At 52.2% G+C, this 15,139-nt stretch carries 18 protein-coding genes and 1 pseudogene; 14 read left to right on the forward strand and 5 right to left on the reverse strand.

Going from position 1 to position 15,139, the window contains the following annotated elements; translation table 11 throughout:
• Positions 1–633: 633 nt before the first annotated feature.
• The 8 genes from metK to ruvX all read left to right on the forward strand — a co-directional run bounded on the left by metK (position 634) and on the right by ruvX (position 7,741).
• Positions 634–1,788 (forward strand): methionine adenosyltransferase, encoded by a 1,155-nt coding sequence (gene metK / locus HV346_RS18510; protein ID WP_181620701.1) that lies wholly within the window; start codon positions 634–636, stop codon positions 1,786–1,788.
• Between the two features lie 368 nt (positions 1,789–2,156).
• Entirely contained in the window at positions 2,157–3,554 is a 1,398-nt protein-coding gene (gene galP / locus HV346_RS18515) for a galactose/proton symporter (protein WP_181620702.1), read from the forward strand.
• A gap of 60 nt (positions 3,555–3,614) precedes the next feature.
• On the forward strand, positions 3,615–4,112 hold the full coding sequence (locus HV346_RS18520) for a SprT family zinc-dependent metalloprotease (RefSeq protein ID WP_181620703.1): 498 nt from the start codon (positions 3,615–3,617) through the stop codon (positions 4,110–4,112).
• Positions 4,113–4,206: 94 nt separating this feature from the next.
• On the forward strand, positions 4,207–4,914 hold the full coding sequence (gene endA / locus HV346_RS18525) for a deoxyribonuclease I (protein WP_181620704.1): 708 nt from the start codon (positions 4,207–4,209) through the stop codon (positions 4,912–4,914).
• Between the two features lie 52 nt (positions 4,915–4,966).
• Positions 4,967–5,698: a 16S rRNA (uracil(1498)-N(3))-methyltransferase gene (gene rsmE / locus HV346_RS18530; RefSeq protein ID WP_181620705.1), complete on the forward strand. Its 732-nt coding sequence runs from the start codon at positions 4,967–4,969 to the stop codon at positions 5,696–5,698.
• 31 nt (positions 5,699–5,729) lie between these two features.
• Positions 5,730–6,677 (forward strand): glutathione synthase, encoded by a 948-nt coding sequence (gene gshB / locus HV346_RS18535; protein ID WP_181620706.1) that lies wholly within the window; start codon positions 5,730–5,732, stop codon positions 6,675–6,677.
• Between the two features lie 87 nt (positions 6,678–6,764).
• Positions 6,765–7,325, forward strand: coding sequence for a YqgE/AlgH family protein (locus tag HV346_RS18540; protein WP_181620707.1), 561 nt, complete (start codon positions 6,765–6,767; stop codon positions 7,323–7,325).
• Positions 7,325–7,741, forward strand: coding sequence for a Holliday junction resolvase RuvX (gene ruvX, locus HV346_RS18545; protein WP_181620708.1), 417 nt, complete (start codon positions 7,325–7,327; stop codon positions 7,739–7,741). The genes HV346_RS18540 and ruvX overlap by 1 nt, the downstream gene beginning before the upstream one ends.
• On the opposite strand, the gene HV346_RS18550 is transcribed toward ruvX, so the two are convergent.
• Together HV346_RS18550 and HV346_RS18555 are read right to left on the reverse strand one after the other, a co-directional pair.
• Complete coding sequence (locus tag HV346_RS18550; RefSeq protein WP_181620709.1) at positions 7,707–8,456, reverse strand: IclR family transcriptional regulator; 750 nt, start codon at positions 8,454–8,456, stop codon at positions 7,707–7,709. The two genes, ruvX and HV346_RS18550, sit on opposite strands and share 35 nt — an antisense overlap.
• An 87-nt stretch (positions 8,457–8,543) precedes the next feature.
• A complete protein-coding gene (locus tag HV346_RS18555; RefSeq protein WP_181620710.1) occupies positions 8,544–9,527 on the reverse strand; it encodes a type IV pilus twitching motility protein PilT in 984 nt (327 codons plus the stop codon).
• Positions 9,528–9,545: 18 nt separating this feature from the next.
• Here HV346_RS18555 and HV346_RS18560 point away from each other — a divergent pair, with 18 nt between their 5' ends.
• The 6 genes and pseudogenes from HV346_RS18560 to HV346_RS18585 form a co-directional block, all read left to right on the forward strand.
• Positions 9,546–10,250 (forward strand): YggS family pyridoxal phosphate-dependent enzyme, encoded by a 705-nt coding sequence (locus tag HV346_RS18560; RefSeq protein WP_181620711.1) that lies wholly within the window; start codon positions 9,546–9,548, stop codon positions 10,248–10,250.
• 18 nt (positions 10,251–10,268) lie between these two features.
• A complete protein-coding gene (locus HV346_RS18565; RefSeq protein ID WP_181620712.1) occupies positions 10,269–10,835 on the forward strand; it encodes a YggT family protein in 567 nt (188 codons plus the stop codon).
• On the forward strand, positions 10,832–11,128 hold the full coding sequence (gene yggU / locus HV346_RS18570; RefSeq protein ID WP_181620713.1) for a DUF167 family protein YggU: 297 nt from the start codon (positions 10,832–10,834) through the stop codon (positions 11,126–11,128). Before HV346_RS18565 ends, yggU begins: the two co-directional genes overlap by 4 nt.
• 3 nt (positions 11,129–11,131) lie before the next feature.
• Positions 11,132–11,725: an XTP/dITP diphosphatase gene (locus HV346_RS18575; protein WP_181620714.1), complete on the forward strand. Its 594-nt coding sequence runs from the start codon at positions 11,132–11,134 to the stop codon at positions 11,723–11,725.
• Positions 11,718–12,866 (forward strand): radical SAM family heme chaperone HemW, encoded by a 1,149-nt coding sequence (gene hemW / locus HV346_RS18580; RefSeq protein ID WP_181620715.1) that lies wholly within the window; start codon positions 11,718–11,720, stop codon positions 12,864–12,866. Before HV346_RS18575 ends, hemW begins: the two co-directional genes overlap by 8 nt.
• Before the next feature lie 56 nt (positions 12,867–12,922).
• A pseudogene (locus HV346_RS18585) lies at positions 12,923–13,236 on the forward strand (DUF559 domain-containing protein); the annotation flags it as partial.
• A 63-nt stretch (positions 13,237–13,299) separates the two neighbouring features.
• On the opposite strand, the gene HV346_RS18590 reads toward HV346_RS18585, so the two are convergent.
• The 3 genes from HV346_RS18590 to trmB are packed head-to-tail and all read right to left on the reverse strand — an operon-like array spanning position 13,300 to position 15,118.
• On the reverse strand, positions 13,300–14,019 hold the full coding sequence (locus tag HV346_RS18590) for a DUF2884 domain-containing protein (RefSeq protein WP_181620716.1): 720 nt from the start codon (positions 14,017–14,019) through the stop codon (positions 13,300–13,302).
• Positions 14,020–14,072: 53 nt separating this feature from the next.
• Positions 14,073–14,399, reverse strand: a complete 327-nt coding sequence (locus tag HV346_RS18595; protein WP_181620717.1) for a YggL family protein — start codon at positions 14,397–14,399, stop codon at positions 14,073–14,075.
• Positions 14,399–15,118 (reverse strand): tRNA (guanosine(46)-N7)-methyltransferase TrmB, encoded by a 720-nt coding sequence (gene trmB / locus HV346_RS18600; protein ID WP_181620718.1) that lies wholly within the window; start codon positions 15,116–15,118, stop codon positions 14,399–14,401. The genes HV346_RS18595 and trmB overlap by 1 nt, the downstream gene beginning before the upstream one ends.
• Between the last annotated feature and the right edge of the window lie 21 nt (positions 15,119–15,139).

Consider the following 15,139-nt stretch of genomic DNA (forward strand, 5'->3'; position numbering starts at 1 on the left):
ACAAGGTTCGGCGAAACCACGAGATAACTCCTGAATTAACAAGAGCGCCCTTGTTCAGTTTTCACCAAGCGGATGACCGGCTCTGGAATCCTGAGAAGCACCGAAATGGGTATAACATCGGCAGGTTTGCAGACTAGATTTGCGGGTTGCGGGAATCAAAGGCGCGCCAGAACGGCTGCGCTGAATTAGCGAAAAACGATGGTTCATTATCTCGTATCACCTCCACGGCCGCTTCTGCTGAAACGGACCACAAGCCAAAGCTAAAAGTTCACTGCTTAACCCGGCTGGAAGTGGCGACACGATGAGATCATCGAGCGCTTTTTTGGTAGTGAGCCGCGCGCCGCGTTTTATACCGAGAAGACAGACAAAATGCAAAAGATTAATGTGCGTGTTGCCAGCACCGTCAGGAAAAATTTCCAGCTGTGATTTCAACACAGTGAGAGCTTAGTCAAAAAAAACTGGAAATCGGGCGAAGAAGTGACCTAAAATAGCCGTCCAGATGTTAATCCATCCATACTGATTAACACTCAGACTGCCAGTGTTATTAACCTGCTTGCCTTGGTATAATTATCTACCATTGCTATCCAACACGGCAGTTTGAGCTAAATAAATTCTTCTTAGGTGAAATAAAACATGGCAAAACACCTGTTTACGTCCGAGTCCGTATCAGAAGGGCATCCTGATAAAATCGCTGACCAAATCTCCGATGCAGTGCTCGATGCGATCCTGACTCAGGATCCGAAAGCGCGCGTGGCGTGCGAAACCTATGTCAAAACCGGCATGGTTCTGGTTGGCGGTGAGATCACCACCAGCGCATGGGTTGATATTGAAGAGATCACCCGTAATACCGTGCGTGAAATTGGTTACGTGCATTCTGATATGGGCTTTGATGCCAACTCTTGTGCCGTCCTGAGCGCTATTGGTAAACAGTCTCCGGACATCAACCAGGGTGTTGACCGTGCTGATCCGCTGGAACAGGGTGCTGGCGACCAGGGCCTGATGTTTGGCTATGCGACCAACGAAACCGACGTGCTGATGCCTGCGCCGGTGACCTACGCACACCGTCTGGTGCAGCGTCAGGCTGAAGTTCGTAAAAATGGTACGCTGCCATGGCTGCGTCCTGATGCGAAAAGCCAGGTCACCTTCCAGTATGACGATGGCAAAATCGTGGGTATCGATGCCGTCGTTCTGTCAACTCAGCACGCCGAAGATATTGATCAGAAATCCCTGCAAGAAGCAGTGATGGAAGAGATCATCAAACCGGTTCTGCCGACGGAATGGCTGAACGCCTCTACCAAATACTTCATTAACCCAACCGGACGCTTTGTTATCGGCGGCCCAATGGGTGACTGTGGCCTGACCGGTCGTAAAATCATCGTTGATACCTACGGCGGCATGGCTCGCCACGGTGGCGGTGCATTCTCCGGTAAAGACCCGTCTAAGGTTGACCGTTCCGCTGCCTACGCTGCACGTTATGTTGCCAAAAACATCGTTGCTGCAGGCCTGGCTGACCGCTGTGAGATTCAGGTTTCCTACGCTATCGGCGTGGCAGAACCAACATCCATCATGGTGGAAACCTTCGGTACTGAAAAAGTGCCTTCTGAGCAACTGACTCTGCTGGTGCGCGAGTTCTTCGACCTGCGTCCATACGGTCTGATTCAGATGTTGGATCTGCTGCACCCAATCTACAAAGAAACCGCAGCATATGGTCACTTTGGTCGCGAACATTTCCCATGGGAAAAAACCGACAAAGCCGCTCTGCTGCGCGAAGCTGCCGGTCTGAAATAATCGACTGACATCTACGTTTTAAAAGGCCAGCCTCGTGCTGGCCTTTTTGCTTTTTAATCGGTTGGTAGTATGACTCCTGCATCATAATGAAACCGCTTACATCTCATCTAAATTACCTTTCTTTCGGATTAATCTCTTTAGTTGATCTCACTTTCCCTGTTGTTACATTTTATTTCAGTTAAGTCTGAAAATAATGCAAACAGGATGCACATCACTTTATTTATCCTTTAATTTTCAAATTGTTAATTTAATTTATGCTTCATTGGCCATGTAAGCGATTACACTAACGTGATGAATATCACATATTTTTACGCCTCACTAACCTACCCTTTACATCGATAAACCTGATAACCCAACTGGAGGGCATAATGCCTGACAATAAAAAACAGGGGCGTACGTCCAACAAAGCGATGACATTTTTTGTCTGCTTCCTCGCAGCCCTGGCAGGATTACTTTTTGGCCTGGATATCGGCGTGATTGCCGGCGCATTACCCTTTATCACCGACGAATTCCAGATTAGCGCGCACACCCAGGAGTGGGTCGTAAGCTCCATGATGTTCGGTGCTGCTGTTGGTGCAGTAGGCAGCGGCTGGCTCTCCTTCAAACTGGGCCGCAAAAAGAGTTTGATGATTGGTGCGATTTTGTTCGTCGCCGGTTCTCTGTTTTCTGCTGCCGCCTCCAATGTTGAAGTACTGCTGGTTTCCCGCGTGCTGCTTGGCCTGGCTGTCGGTGTGGCCTCTTACACTGCCCCACTGTATTTATCCGAAATCGCACCAGAGAAAATCCGTGGCAGCATGATTTCGATGTACCAGTTGATGATCACCATCGGTATTTTGGGGGCTTACCTTTCTGACACCGCCTTCAGCTATAGCGGAGCATGGCGCTGGATGCTGGGTGTGATTATCATCCCGGCGATCCTGCTGCTGGTTGGCGTTTTCTTCCTCCCGGACAGCCCTCGCTGGTTCGCGGCGAAACGTCGCTTTGTCGATGCCGAACGTGTTCTGCTGCGTCTACGTGATACCAGCGCTGAAGCGAAAAATGAGCTGGAAGAGATCCGCGAAAGCCTCAAGGTTAAGCAATCAGGCTGGGCGCTGTTTAAAGAGAACAGCAACTTCCGTCGCGCAGTATTCCTGGGTGTCCTGCTACAGGTGATGCAACAGTTCACCGGGATGAACGTCATTATGTATTACGCGCCAAAAATCTTTGAACTGGCGGGTTATACCAACACCACTGAACAAATGTGGGGGACGGTTATTGTTGGTTTGACCAACGTACTGGCGACCTTTATTGCAATCGGTCTGGTTGATCGCTGGGGACGTAAACCTACGCTGACCCTCGGTTTCATGGTGATGGCCGTCGGGATGGGGGTCCTGGGAACAATGATGCATGTAGGCATTCACTCGCCATCCGCCCAGTACTTTGCCGTCGCGATGCTGTTGATGTTTATCATTGGTTTTGCAATGAGCGCAGGTCCGCTGATCTGGGTATTGTGCTCCGAAATCCAGCCACTGAAAGGGCGCGATTTCGGCATCACCTGCTCAACCGCAACCAACTGGATTGCCAACATGATTGTCGGCGCAACGTTCCTGACCATGCTTAATAGCCTGGGCAATGCAAACACCTTCTGGGTCTATGCTGGTCTGAATCTGTTCTTCATTGTTCTGACTATCTGGCTGGTTCCTGAAACCAAACACGTTTCACTGGAACACATTGAACGTAACCTGATGAAAGGTCGTCCGCTTCGCGAAATCGGCGCACACGACTAACCTTCCGGCGGAGAGGCTGCCTCTTGCACCTCTCCGCTTCGCGTTTTATCCTCTGCCTCTATGAAAACACCCCGCCTTCCCATCGCCATCCAGCAAGCCGTTATGCGCAGCCTGCGAGAGAAACTCGCCCAGGCCAACCTAAAGCTCGGGAGAAACTACCCTGAACCTAAACTTGCATGGTCACAGCGTGGAACGTCAGCAGGAACCGCCTGGCTGGAATCGTACGAAATCCGCCTTAACCCTGTTCTGATGCTGGAAAACCAGCAGGCGTTCATTGATGAAGTTGTTCCACATGAACTGGCGCATCTACTGGTGTGGAAACATTTTGGTCGTGTCGCACCACACGGAAAAGAGTGGAAGTGGATGATGGAAGCCGTGCTTGGCGTTCCGGCACGCCGCACGCACCAGTTCGAACTGGAATCTGTGCGCGCTAATACCTTTCCCTACCGCTGCCAGTGTCAGCAACATCAGTTGACCGTTCGCCGTCATAACCGCGTGGTACGCGGCGAAGCCACTTACCGTTGTGTAAAATGCGGTGAACCACTGGTCGCAGAATAATTATAAGAACAATCAGGAACTTTCCTGATCTGACTGATTGCATACAAGAACAACATTCGTTACGTTGCGGGCTCGTTTTGACACGGAGTTTAAGATGTCCCGTAATTTCTCTCTCGCGGTCGCCTTTCTGACGACGGCGCTCTCAGGCCATGCTCTGGCTGATGGTATCAACAGTTTCTCTCAGGCCAAAACTGCGGGCGTTAAGGTCAATGCCGACGTACCGGGCGATTTCTATTGTGGTTGCAAGATCAACTGGCAAGGTAAAAAAGGGGTCGTAGACCTCACGTCCTGCGGCTATAAAGTGCGTAAAAACGAGAACCGCGCCAGCCGTATTGAGTGGGAACATGTGGTTCCGGCATGGCAGTTCGGCCACCAGCGCCAGTGCTGGCAGGATGGCGGACGTAAAAACTGCGCCAAAGATCCCGTTTATCGTCAGATAGAAAGCGACATGCACAATCTGCAACCCGCCGTGGGCGAGGTTAATGGTGATCGCGGCAACTTCATGTACAGCCAGTGGAACGGTGGCGAAGGCCAGTACGGACAGTGTGCCATGAAGATCGACTTTAAAGAGAAAGTCGCCGAACCACCTGCTCGCGCACGTGGCAGTATTGCCCGCACTTACTTCTACATGCGCGACCGTTACAACCTTACCCTCTCTCGCCAGCAGACACAGCTCTTTAACGCCTGGGACAAACAATACCCGGTGACGGAATGGGAATGTCAGCGCGACGATCGCATCGCCAAAGTACAGGGAAATCATAACCCTTACGTCCAGCGGGCTTGCCAGGCACAAAAGAGCTAACCTACACTAGCGGCAATTGGCATACACCGCATGACACATGGAATTTCTGACTATGCGCACTCCTCGCATCTACCACCCTGAACTGATTAATGTCGGCCGCGAAATCGCCCTGTCTGACGAAGCGGCTAACCACGTTGGCCGCGTTCTGCGTATGGGCGCAGGCCAGGCGATTCAGCTGTTTGACGGCTCTAATCAGGTTTTCAACGCTGAAATTACGCGGGCCGATAAAAAAAGCGTGCACGTTAAGGTGCTGCATGGCGAAGTGGACGATCGTGAATCCCCCCTGCACATTCATTTGGGCCAGGTGATGTCGCGCGGCGAAAAGATGGAATTCACCATTCAGAAATCCATTGAGCTCGGTGTAAGCCTCATTACGCCACTTTTTTCTGAGCGTTGTGGGGTTAAACTGGATGCTGAACGTCTGAATAAAAAGATCCAGCAGTGGCAAAAAATCGCCATTGCCGCTTGTGAACAGAGTGGCCGTAACCGTATTCCAGAGATCCGTCCGGCAATGGCTCTGGAAGACTGGTGCGCTGAAGAGGAGAGTGGGCTTAAGCTCAATCTTCACCCGCGCGCCAGCGCCAGCATCAATACGCTGCCGCTGCCCGTAGAGCGCGTGCGTTTGCTTATTGGCCCGGAAGGCGGCCTGTCAGCTGACGAAATTGCCATGACGGCACGTTATGCGTTTACTGATATTCTGTTGGGACCTCGCGTTCTGCGCACTGAGACCACGGCACTCACGGCCATAACCGCGCTACAGGTACGGTTTGGCGATCTGGGTTGAAGCAAAGCCTGACCCATTAACGGAGAAGAACATGATCAAGCTCGGCATCGTGATGGACCCCATCGCAAACATTAACATCAAGAAAGATTCCAGCTTCGCTATGCTGCTGGAAGCGCAGCGTCGTGGTTATGAACTCCACTATATGGAGATGAACGATCTTTATCTGATCAACGGTGAAGCCCGGGCACGCACCCGCATCGTTAACGTCGAGCAAAACTACGACAAATGGTACGAATTCGGCACAGAGCAAGATATCCAACTGGCCGATCTCGATGTGATCCTGATGCGTAAAGATCCGCCGTTCGATACCGAATTTATCTACTGCACCTATATTCTTGAGCGTGCAGAAGAAAAAGGCACACTTATTGTCAACAAGCCGCAGAGCCTGCGCGATTGTAACGAGAAACTCTACACCGCCTGGTTCTCCGACCTGACGCCAGAAACGCTAGTGACCCGCAGCAAAGCACAGTTGAAAGAATTCTGGCAGAAGCACGGCGATATCATCATGAAACCGCTGGACGGCATGGGTGGCGCGTCTATTTTCCGCGTGAAAGAGAGCGACCCAAACATCGGCGTGATCGCCGAAACGCTGACCGAGTTGGGAACCCGTTACTGTATGGCGCAGAACTATCTGCCGGCCATCGTAGAGGGTGATAAACGTGTTCTGGTGGTGGATGGTGAGCCAGTCCCTTATTGCCTGGCACGTATTCCTCAGGGTGGTGAAACCCGTGGTAACCTGGCAGCCGGTGGCCGTGGCGAACCCCGTCCGTTGACCGAAAGCGACTGGGAGATCGCCCGCCGCGTCGGACCAACGCTCAAAGCCAAAGGTCTGATCTTTGTCGGACTGGACATTATTGGTGATCGTCTGACCGAAGTGAACGTCACCAGCCCAACCTGTATTCGCGAAATCGAAGCCGAATTCCCGATCTCGATCACCGGTATGCTGATGGACGCCATCGAAAAACGTTTACAGAAATAACCTACCAATACTATTAGTGACAGCGTCAGAGTTTGTACGCATACTGGACGCTGTCGCTTTTTAAACCAGGAAACAGAACCTCTGACAATGAATTTACAGCATCACTTTCTTATTGCCATGCCTGCTCTCCAGGATCCCATTTTCCGCCGCTCCGTTGTCTATATTTGCGAATACAGTGAAGACGGTGCTATGGGGATTATCATTAATAAGCCGCTGGAAAACCTGCAGATTGATGGAATTCTGGACAAACTCAAAATCACTACGGAAGAACGTATCCCGGAAGTCCGTCTTGATAAGCCGGTGATGTTAGGTGGGCCTCTTGCAGAAGATCGCGGTTTTATACTGCATACGCCGCCAGGATTTTCTTCCAGTATTCGAATTTCAGATAACACGGTGATCACCACATCTCGCGATGTGCTCGAAACGCTGGGTACTGCGAAGCAGCCTTCTGAAGTGTTGGTTGCCCTGGGTTACTCCTCCTGGGAAAAAGGCCAGTTGGAACAAGAGATCCTCGACAACGCCTGGCTTACCGCACCTGCTGACCTGAATATTCTGTTTAAAACGCCGATCGCCGATCGCTGGCGGGATGCAGCAAAACTCATTGGCATTGATATCCAGACAATGCCTGGCGTTGCGGGACATGCATAATGAGCGGAACACTTCTCGCCTTTGATTTTGGAACGAAAAGTATTGGCGTGGCGATCGGTCAGCGCATCACCGGAACGGCACGTCCACTTACAGCCTTGAAAGCGAACGATGGCACGCCAGACTGGACGTTGATCGAGCGTCTGCTCAAGGAATGGCAACCGGATGACGTGATTGTCGGACTCCCGCTTAATATGGATGGCACTGAGCAACCGCTTACCGCCCGCGCGCGAAAATTCGCCAATAAAATCCATGGCCGTTTTGGTGTTTCGGTGAAACTGCACGATGAACGACTGAGTACCGTTGAAGCGCGTGCTGGCCTGTTTGAGCATGGTGGTTTCAGAGCGCTTAACAAAGGCAGCATCGACTCCGCCTCAGCGGTGATTATTCTTGAAAGCTACTTCGATCAGGGTTACTAGCCTCTACTGATTTGCCCGCGAGTTCGGGCATTTCCAGCAGTTTACCGTTAAGCGTCATCAATTCCTGAAGGCGATCCTTTACGATCGCGTCATCAACCTCCCACATTCCGGCAAAGGCGAGCGCGGCATGATGTGCGCCGACGGGCTGCGCCATTGAGACTTCGCCATCATCATGATGCCAGATAACGTGGCCTGTTTTACGTTGTTGCTCGATATGGGGCGCAAGGTTCAGCCATTGTTCGCTCGTAAAGCGAGGCTTCAATTGTTCATCGCTTTCAGCTGCCAATAACGACATACCAATGACTGACTGCCAGGCCGGTAACATTCGGTAGCCAGCCAGCGCCTGCGTCGTTTGACTGCCAGGCACTGAGTGCCAGATGTAGATAATCTGATCTTCCCACAGCACGCCCAGTGCGACGACGATATCGCGCGGAGCATGACGCTCAAGCATCGGCAGGGCGTGAGAAAAGAGTTCAGATCCGCGAATAGCCTGCGCAGCGAGGGCGTGAATACCCGGTCCAGGCAGATAGCGACGTTGTTCATCCTGCATCGTCAGACCAATCGACGCCATGGTCATCAACAAACGATTCGCGCGGGTGGTATTTATTCCCATCAGGCGGGCCAGCTCACGACAGCCAATAGCACGGCCACTGGACACCAGATACTGCAAGCAGCGAATACCGTCTATCAGGCTTTGATTCGGTTGTGATGACATAGCGGGTTTCGTTTACCTGGAAGAATGAAAGCCAATTCTAACGCCGGAGAAAAAGGATACAAGGCATCTCAGCGAGATACCTTACCTTTACTGAAGGCGTCCCTGCGCCCGGCGTTCTGCCTGGCTTTGGTCAAAATTTTGCATTCCCGCCTGTTGCCCCATCTGAATAACACCGGGAAGTTGCCAGGTTTTACCCTCACGAATCAGGTTTGCTGCCGCTGAGGTGTTCACTAACAATTCGTACAGCGCAACACGCCCTCCCTGAACATCGCGAACCAGCTTCTGCGCCAATACCGCACGTAAACTTCCCGCCAACTGACTGCGCACTGGATCTTTTTCCTGCGCCGGGAAGGTATCGACCAGACGCTCAATGGCCTGAGACGCCCCACGCGTATGCAGCGTTGCCAACACCAGATGCCCTGTCTCCGCCGCCGTGAGTGCCAAACGGATAGTTTCGCTGTCGCGCAGTTCCCCGAGTAAGATCACATCCGGGTCCTCTCGCAACGCACTGCGCAACGCCTCTGCAAACGATGTGCTGTGCTGGCCGATCTCCCGCTGCTGAATCAGGCAACGCTCACTCTGATAAATAAACTCAACGGGATCTTCCAGTGTCAGAATATGCCCATCGGCATGTTTATTGAGGTAGTCCACCATCGCGGCAAGTGTTGTGGATTTACCACTCCCCGTTGCCCCCGTGACCAGAATCAGGCCATTGTCACTGGATAACAGTTCGGGCAGTGCACGTGGTACGCCAAGCGCTGACAATACCGGGCAGGCAAGAGGCAAGAGCCGCAAAGTCATTGAGACACCGTTAATATGCACAAAAGCACTGCCACGCAAACGCTGTTGACTGGCGAGCGTAACCGCAAAATCAACCTGACCATTCGCCCACCAGATGCCCTGCTGCTCGTCGGTTAACCAGGTTTTCAATAGCGCGTCAACGTTCGGTGATGGGAATGGCGCAGGCTCCAGCTTGCCCAATCGCCTCCATCGCGGAGGGGAATCACTGCACAGGTGTAGATCCGACACGTTATGCTTTACACTAAGCGCCACAATTTCTTCCATATCCATACATGACTCCTCGGAATAATGAACGACATTGCGCATAACCTGGCACAGGTCCGGGACAAAATCTCAGCCGCTGCAACACGTTGCGGTCGTGCTTCAGAAGAAGTTACGTTGCTTGCAGTCAGTAAAACCAAGCCTGCGAGCGCCATCGCAGAAGCGATCGATGCAGGTCATCGCGCATTTGGTGAAAACTACGTGCAGGAAGGTGTGGACAAGATTCGCTATTTCCAGGAATTGGGGAATGCGGAACTGCAATGGCACTTTATTGGCCCGTTGCAGTCGAACAAAAGTCGTCTGGTGGCTGAGCATTTCGACTGGTGTCATACCATCGACCGTCTGCGTATTGCCACGCGTCTTAGCGAGCAACGCCCGATGGACAAAAAACCACTTAACGTTCTGATTCAAATTAACATTAGTGATGAAAACAGTAAGTCCGGTATTGCGCTCACTGAGCTGAATGCCCTGGCGGAAGAGGTCGCTAAACTGCCAGGACTTACCCTGCGCGGGTTAATGGCTATCCCTGCACCAGAACCGAATTACGACAGGCAGTTTGCCGTCGCACAGCAAATGGCTGTAGCATTTGAAGCGCTTAAAGCGCGCTATGCAACGGTAGACACGCTTTCACTGGGCATGTCGGATGATATGGAAGCCGCTATTGCGGCAGGCAGCACTATGGTGCGCATTGGCACTGCGATTTTCGGTGCGCGCGATTACTCCCCAAAATAAGGAAAACTGAGGAACGCCATGAAGACGTTGACTTTCCTGCTTTCAACGGTCATTGAACTGTATACGATGGCACTTTTGCTGCGCGTCTGGATGCAGTGGGCTCGTTGTGATTTTTATAATCCCTTCTCGCAGTTTGTCGTGAAGATCACGCAACCTGTTGTGGGGCCGCTGCGTCGCATTATTCCTGCAATGGGCCCGATTGATAGTTCCTCATTACTGGTCGCGTTCATTCTTAGCGTGATCAAAGCCATTACCCTGTTTATGGTCATCACCTTCCAGCCGATTATCTGGATCGCCGCCGTACTGATTTTAGTCAAAACGGTCGGCTTGCTGATTTTCTGGGTACTGCTGGTAATGGCCATTATGAGCTGGGTCAGCCAGGGACGAAGCCCGGTTGAATATGCGCTGATGCAACTCGCCGAGCCGTTGCTGCGCCCAATTCGCAACTTGCTGCCTTCTATGGGCGGAATCGACTTCTCACCGATGATCCTGGTGCTGTTGCTGTATGTCATCAACATGGGGATCGCCGAGCTGTTACAGTCTACGGGTGACATGCTGTTGCCGGGGCTGTGGATGGCATTATGAGTGCAGTAAGCTCCTGCGCTGACGGGCTGGTTTTACGGCTGTATATTCAGCCTAAAGCCAGCCGTGATAGCATTGTTGGACTGCATGGCGACGAGTTAAAAGTCGCCATCACCGCGCCACCGGTTGACGGCCAGGCGAATGCGCATCTGACCAAATACCTCGCCAAACAGTTTCGTGTTGCCAAAAGTCAGGTCATCATTGAAAAGGGTGAACTAGGGCGACATAAACAGGTAAAAATCCTTAACCCGCAATCCATCCCGACAGAAGTCGCGGCTCTGAAAGAACAGGAATAAACAATGCAGAAAGTTGTTCTCGCTACCGGTAATGCCGGTAAAGTGCGCGAGCTGGCCTCGCTGTTAAATGATTTTGGTCTGGATGTGGTTGCGCAGACTGAATTAGGCGTGGATTCCGCCGAAGAAACCGGACTGACGTTTATTGAAAACGCCATCCTGAAAGCGCGTCATGCCGCACAAGTGACCGGCCTGCCCGCAATCGCCGACGACTCAGGTCTGGCCGTCGACGTTCTTGGCGGTGCGCCGGGGATCTACTCCGCGCGTTATTCCGGCGTGGATGCCACGGACCAGCAGAATCTGGAAAAACTGCTTGTTGCACTGAAAGACGTACCTGACGAAAAGCGTCAGGCGCAATTCCATTGCGTACTGGTCTATCTGCGTCACGCTGAAGATCCCACGCCCATCGTCTGCCACGGCAGTTGGCCGGGCGTGATTGCCCGCGAATCAGCAGGCAATGGCGGCTTTGGTTACGATCCTATTTTCTTTGTCCCATCTGAGGGCAAAACCGCTGCGGAACTGACCCGCGAAGAAAAAAGCGCCATCTCCCACCGTGGGCGCGCCTTAAAACTGTTACTGGAAACATTACGTAATGGCTAATTTGCCACCTTTAAGTCTTTACATTCACATTCCCTGGTGCGTGCAGAAATGCCCGTACTGCGATTTCAACTCGCATGCGCTGAAAGGCGAAGTACCGCACGATGACTATGTTCAGCATCTGTTAACCGATCTGGACACTGACGTGCCCTACGCGCAGGGACGCGAAGTTAAGACCATTTTTATTGGTGGTGGTACGCCGAGCCTGCTTTCAGGCCCGGCAATGCAAACGCTGCTGGATGGCGTGCGTGCGCGCCTGAACCTGGCAGACGATGCAGAAATCACGATGGAGGCGAATCCGGGAACCGTTGAAGCTGAGCGTTTCGTGGATTACCAGCGCGCAGGGGTGAACCGCATTTCCATCGGCGTGCAGAGTTTTAGTGAACCGAAGTTAAAACGCCTGGGTCGTATTCACGGCACGGAAGAGGCTAAGCGCGCGGCTCATCTGGCAACCGGACTTGGCCTGCGCAGCTTTAACCTTGATTTGATGCACGGCCTGCCGGACCAGTCACTGGATGAGGCCCTTGACGACCTGCGACAGGCAATTGCGCTCAACCCGCCGCATCTCTCCTGGTATCAGCTAACTATTGAGCCAAACACGCTGTTTGGTTCGCGCCCCCCCGTCCTGCCTGATGACGATGCCCTGTGGGATATTTTCGAGCAAGGTCACCAGTTGCTGACGGAAGCCGGATATCAACAGTACGAAACCTCTGCCTATGCAAAACCGGGCTACCAGTGTCAGCACAATCTGAACTACTGGCGCTTTGGCGATTATTTAGGAATTGGCTGTGGCGCACACGGAAAAGTGACGTTCCCGGATGGGCGCATTCTGCGTACCGCTAAGACGCGTCATCCACGCGGATATATGGAAGGGCGTTATCTGGAACGCAGTCACGATGTCGAAGTGGAAGATAAACCTTTTGAGTTCTTTATGAACCGTTTCCGCCTACTGGAAGCTGCGCCACGTGCAGAATTTACACGCTATACCGGCTTGCCGGAGTCAGTGATTCGCCCACAGATTGACGAAGCGCTGGCAAAAGGGTATCTCACGGAAAGCAATGAATACTGGCAGATCACCGAGCACGGAAAACTGTTCTTAAACGCCCTTCTTGAGCTGTTCCTCGCCGAAGATCCTGAAAGCTGATTCAGGATTTTGCATCCCGTTCTGCTGGCTGAGGGAAAGGCTGGCAGAGTGTTGGAATGGACATATCAAAACAACGCCGAAAACAAATGACGCCCGAAGAATTACGCCTCTGGTATTTACTCTGAGGCCGTCGCTTCTATGGGTACAAGTTTCGCCGCCAGATGCCGGTTGGCGCCTACATCGTGGATTTTCCTGTTTTAAGGCGAAGCTGATTATTGAGCGGGATGGAGGACAACATCAGGATGAAGAAGATTATGATTTGCGAAGAACTGCATTTTTAAAGGCAAACGGCTGGGATGTGATGCGGTTCTGGAATAACGAGTTCAGGGCGAACGAAGAAGAAGTCTTGCTGGTTATTTTGCAAAAATTGCAGAGCCTGATGCCCTGCCCCTCTCCCCATGAGAGAGGGTCAGGGGGCCTGCGCGCAGAGATCTTACTTAAGCGTCCCCACCAGCGCCTTACGGCTGTCTTCCAGCGATACCACGCGTTTGCACACGTCTTTGCCAAACTGCTGGAAATCATCTTCCTGATTCTTCCATTCATTCTGGATAGAGGTCTGTAATCCACCCAGGCTGCCTAATACGCCCTGTAGCGGGTTACCACCACCTTTCAGCACCGCTTTTGCACCCATTTCGTTGATGCTGTCCTGCAAGATACCGCCCATAGCCTGATTCACCAGGGTTTGCCCATCGGCACGAACCTGATCAATCGCTTTGTAGTGGAACGTCAGGCCATCGCTGCGATGCTCAATAATCCGGTTCATCTGTTCTTTCAGCTGTTTGTCCAGCTTGGTCAGGCGAGTGCGCATATTGCTGCTCTCTCCCACCTCTTTGGTGATGATTTTATCCAGCGCAACACGGCTTTTTTCAACCCGGGTCAATGCGCCTTGATCAATCCACGGCAGTGCGGAGCGCAAGTCAGCCTGATAATCTTTTGCCTGCTCACGCTGTGCAGCACTCAGGTTGTACACCTTGCCGTTAAACGTGACGTTGCCATCTGGCGTAATCACCAGATCCCCGTTTTCGCCTTTAACCTGTACGTGCTGCGGATTCAACATCACGTCATCGCGTGGCGTGACGCTACATTTGTACTCCGCATGGGCGGTGAACACGGTTGCCATCAACCCGGCAGCCAGCAACGTTTTGCGCATCATAAAAACTCCCTCAGACAAAATGGGCCAGCTAATGCTGGCCCGGTATTGCTTACTTAGTCCCACCAAATATCGAAAAGTTCGCTGACACGAACATCTTCGACTTTGCGGTTTTCAAGCCACTTGCGCACGGTTGCCTGATGTTCTTCAGTGCATTTACCGATTTCCTGCAGGCAAATCAGACCTTCCCATGCCAGGTAGCCACTGCCGTCAAACGCCAGTTTGTTCGGCTCAATCACTTCATCGATAAAGGCATCAACATCCTGATCGATTTGCTCTACGCTTGTCCCTTCCGGGAAACGCCATGCAATAGAGAACCCAACTTCCTGGAACTCCTCGATGTGCATTTTTTTACGCAGACGACGGCTACGGTTCTTTGCCATTATTTCACCCTCTCGAACATTAAGTCCCATACACCGTGACCAAGACGATGGCCACGCTGTTCAAATTTCGTTACCGGACGTGAATCCGGGCGCGGTACATAGTCGTTGTTCTCTGACTGGTTTTTATAACCATCCAGAGACGACATCACTTCCAGCATATGTTCCGCATACGGTTCCCAGTCGGTCGCCATGTGGAAGACACCGCCCAGTTTTAGCTTACTTTTCACTAACTCAGCAAAAGGCGCCTGAACGATACGGCGTTTATTATGACGTGCTTTGTGCCATGGGTCAGGGAAAAAGAGCTGAACCATGTTCAAAGAATTGTCAGGAATCATTTTGTGCAGAACTTCCACTGCGTCATGACACATCACGCGCAGGTTTTCCACGCCCTCTTCATGTGCCGTCGCGAGGCACGCCCCAACGCCAGGGGAATGCACTTCAATGCCGAGGAAGTTTTGCTCAGGACGGGCTTTCGCCATAGCCACCAGCGACATGCCCATACCAAAACCGATCTCCAGCGTAATCGGCGCATCGCGGCCAAACAGCGCGGAAAAATCAACAGGCTGTTCACTGAACTCAACGCCCATCACCGGCCAGTAGTTGTCCAGCGCGTGTTGCTGCCCTTTTGTCAGGCGGCCCTGACGACGGACAAAGCTGCGAATTCGGCGCAGCGGGCGACCGTTTTCATCAAATTCCGGTGAAATGACGTCGTTTTTCATAAAAGTGTTGTCTGCTTGTGA

Origin of the sequence: Enterobacter sp. RHBSTW-00994 (assembly GCF_013782625.1) — a bacterium.
Taxonomy (GTDB): domain Bacteria; phylum Pseudomonadota; class Gammaproteobacteria; order Enterobacterales; family Enterobacteriaceae; genus Enterobacter.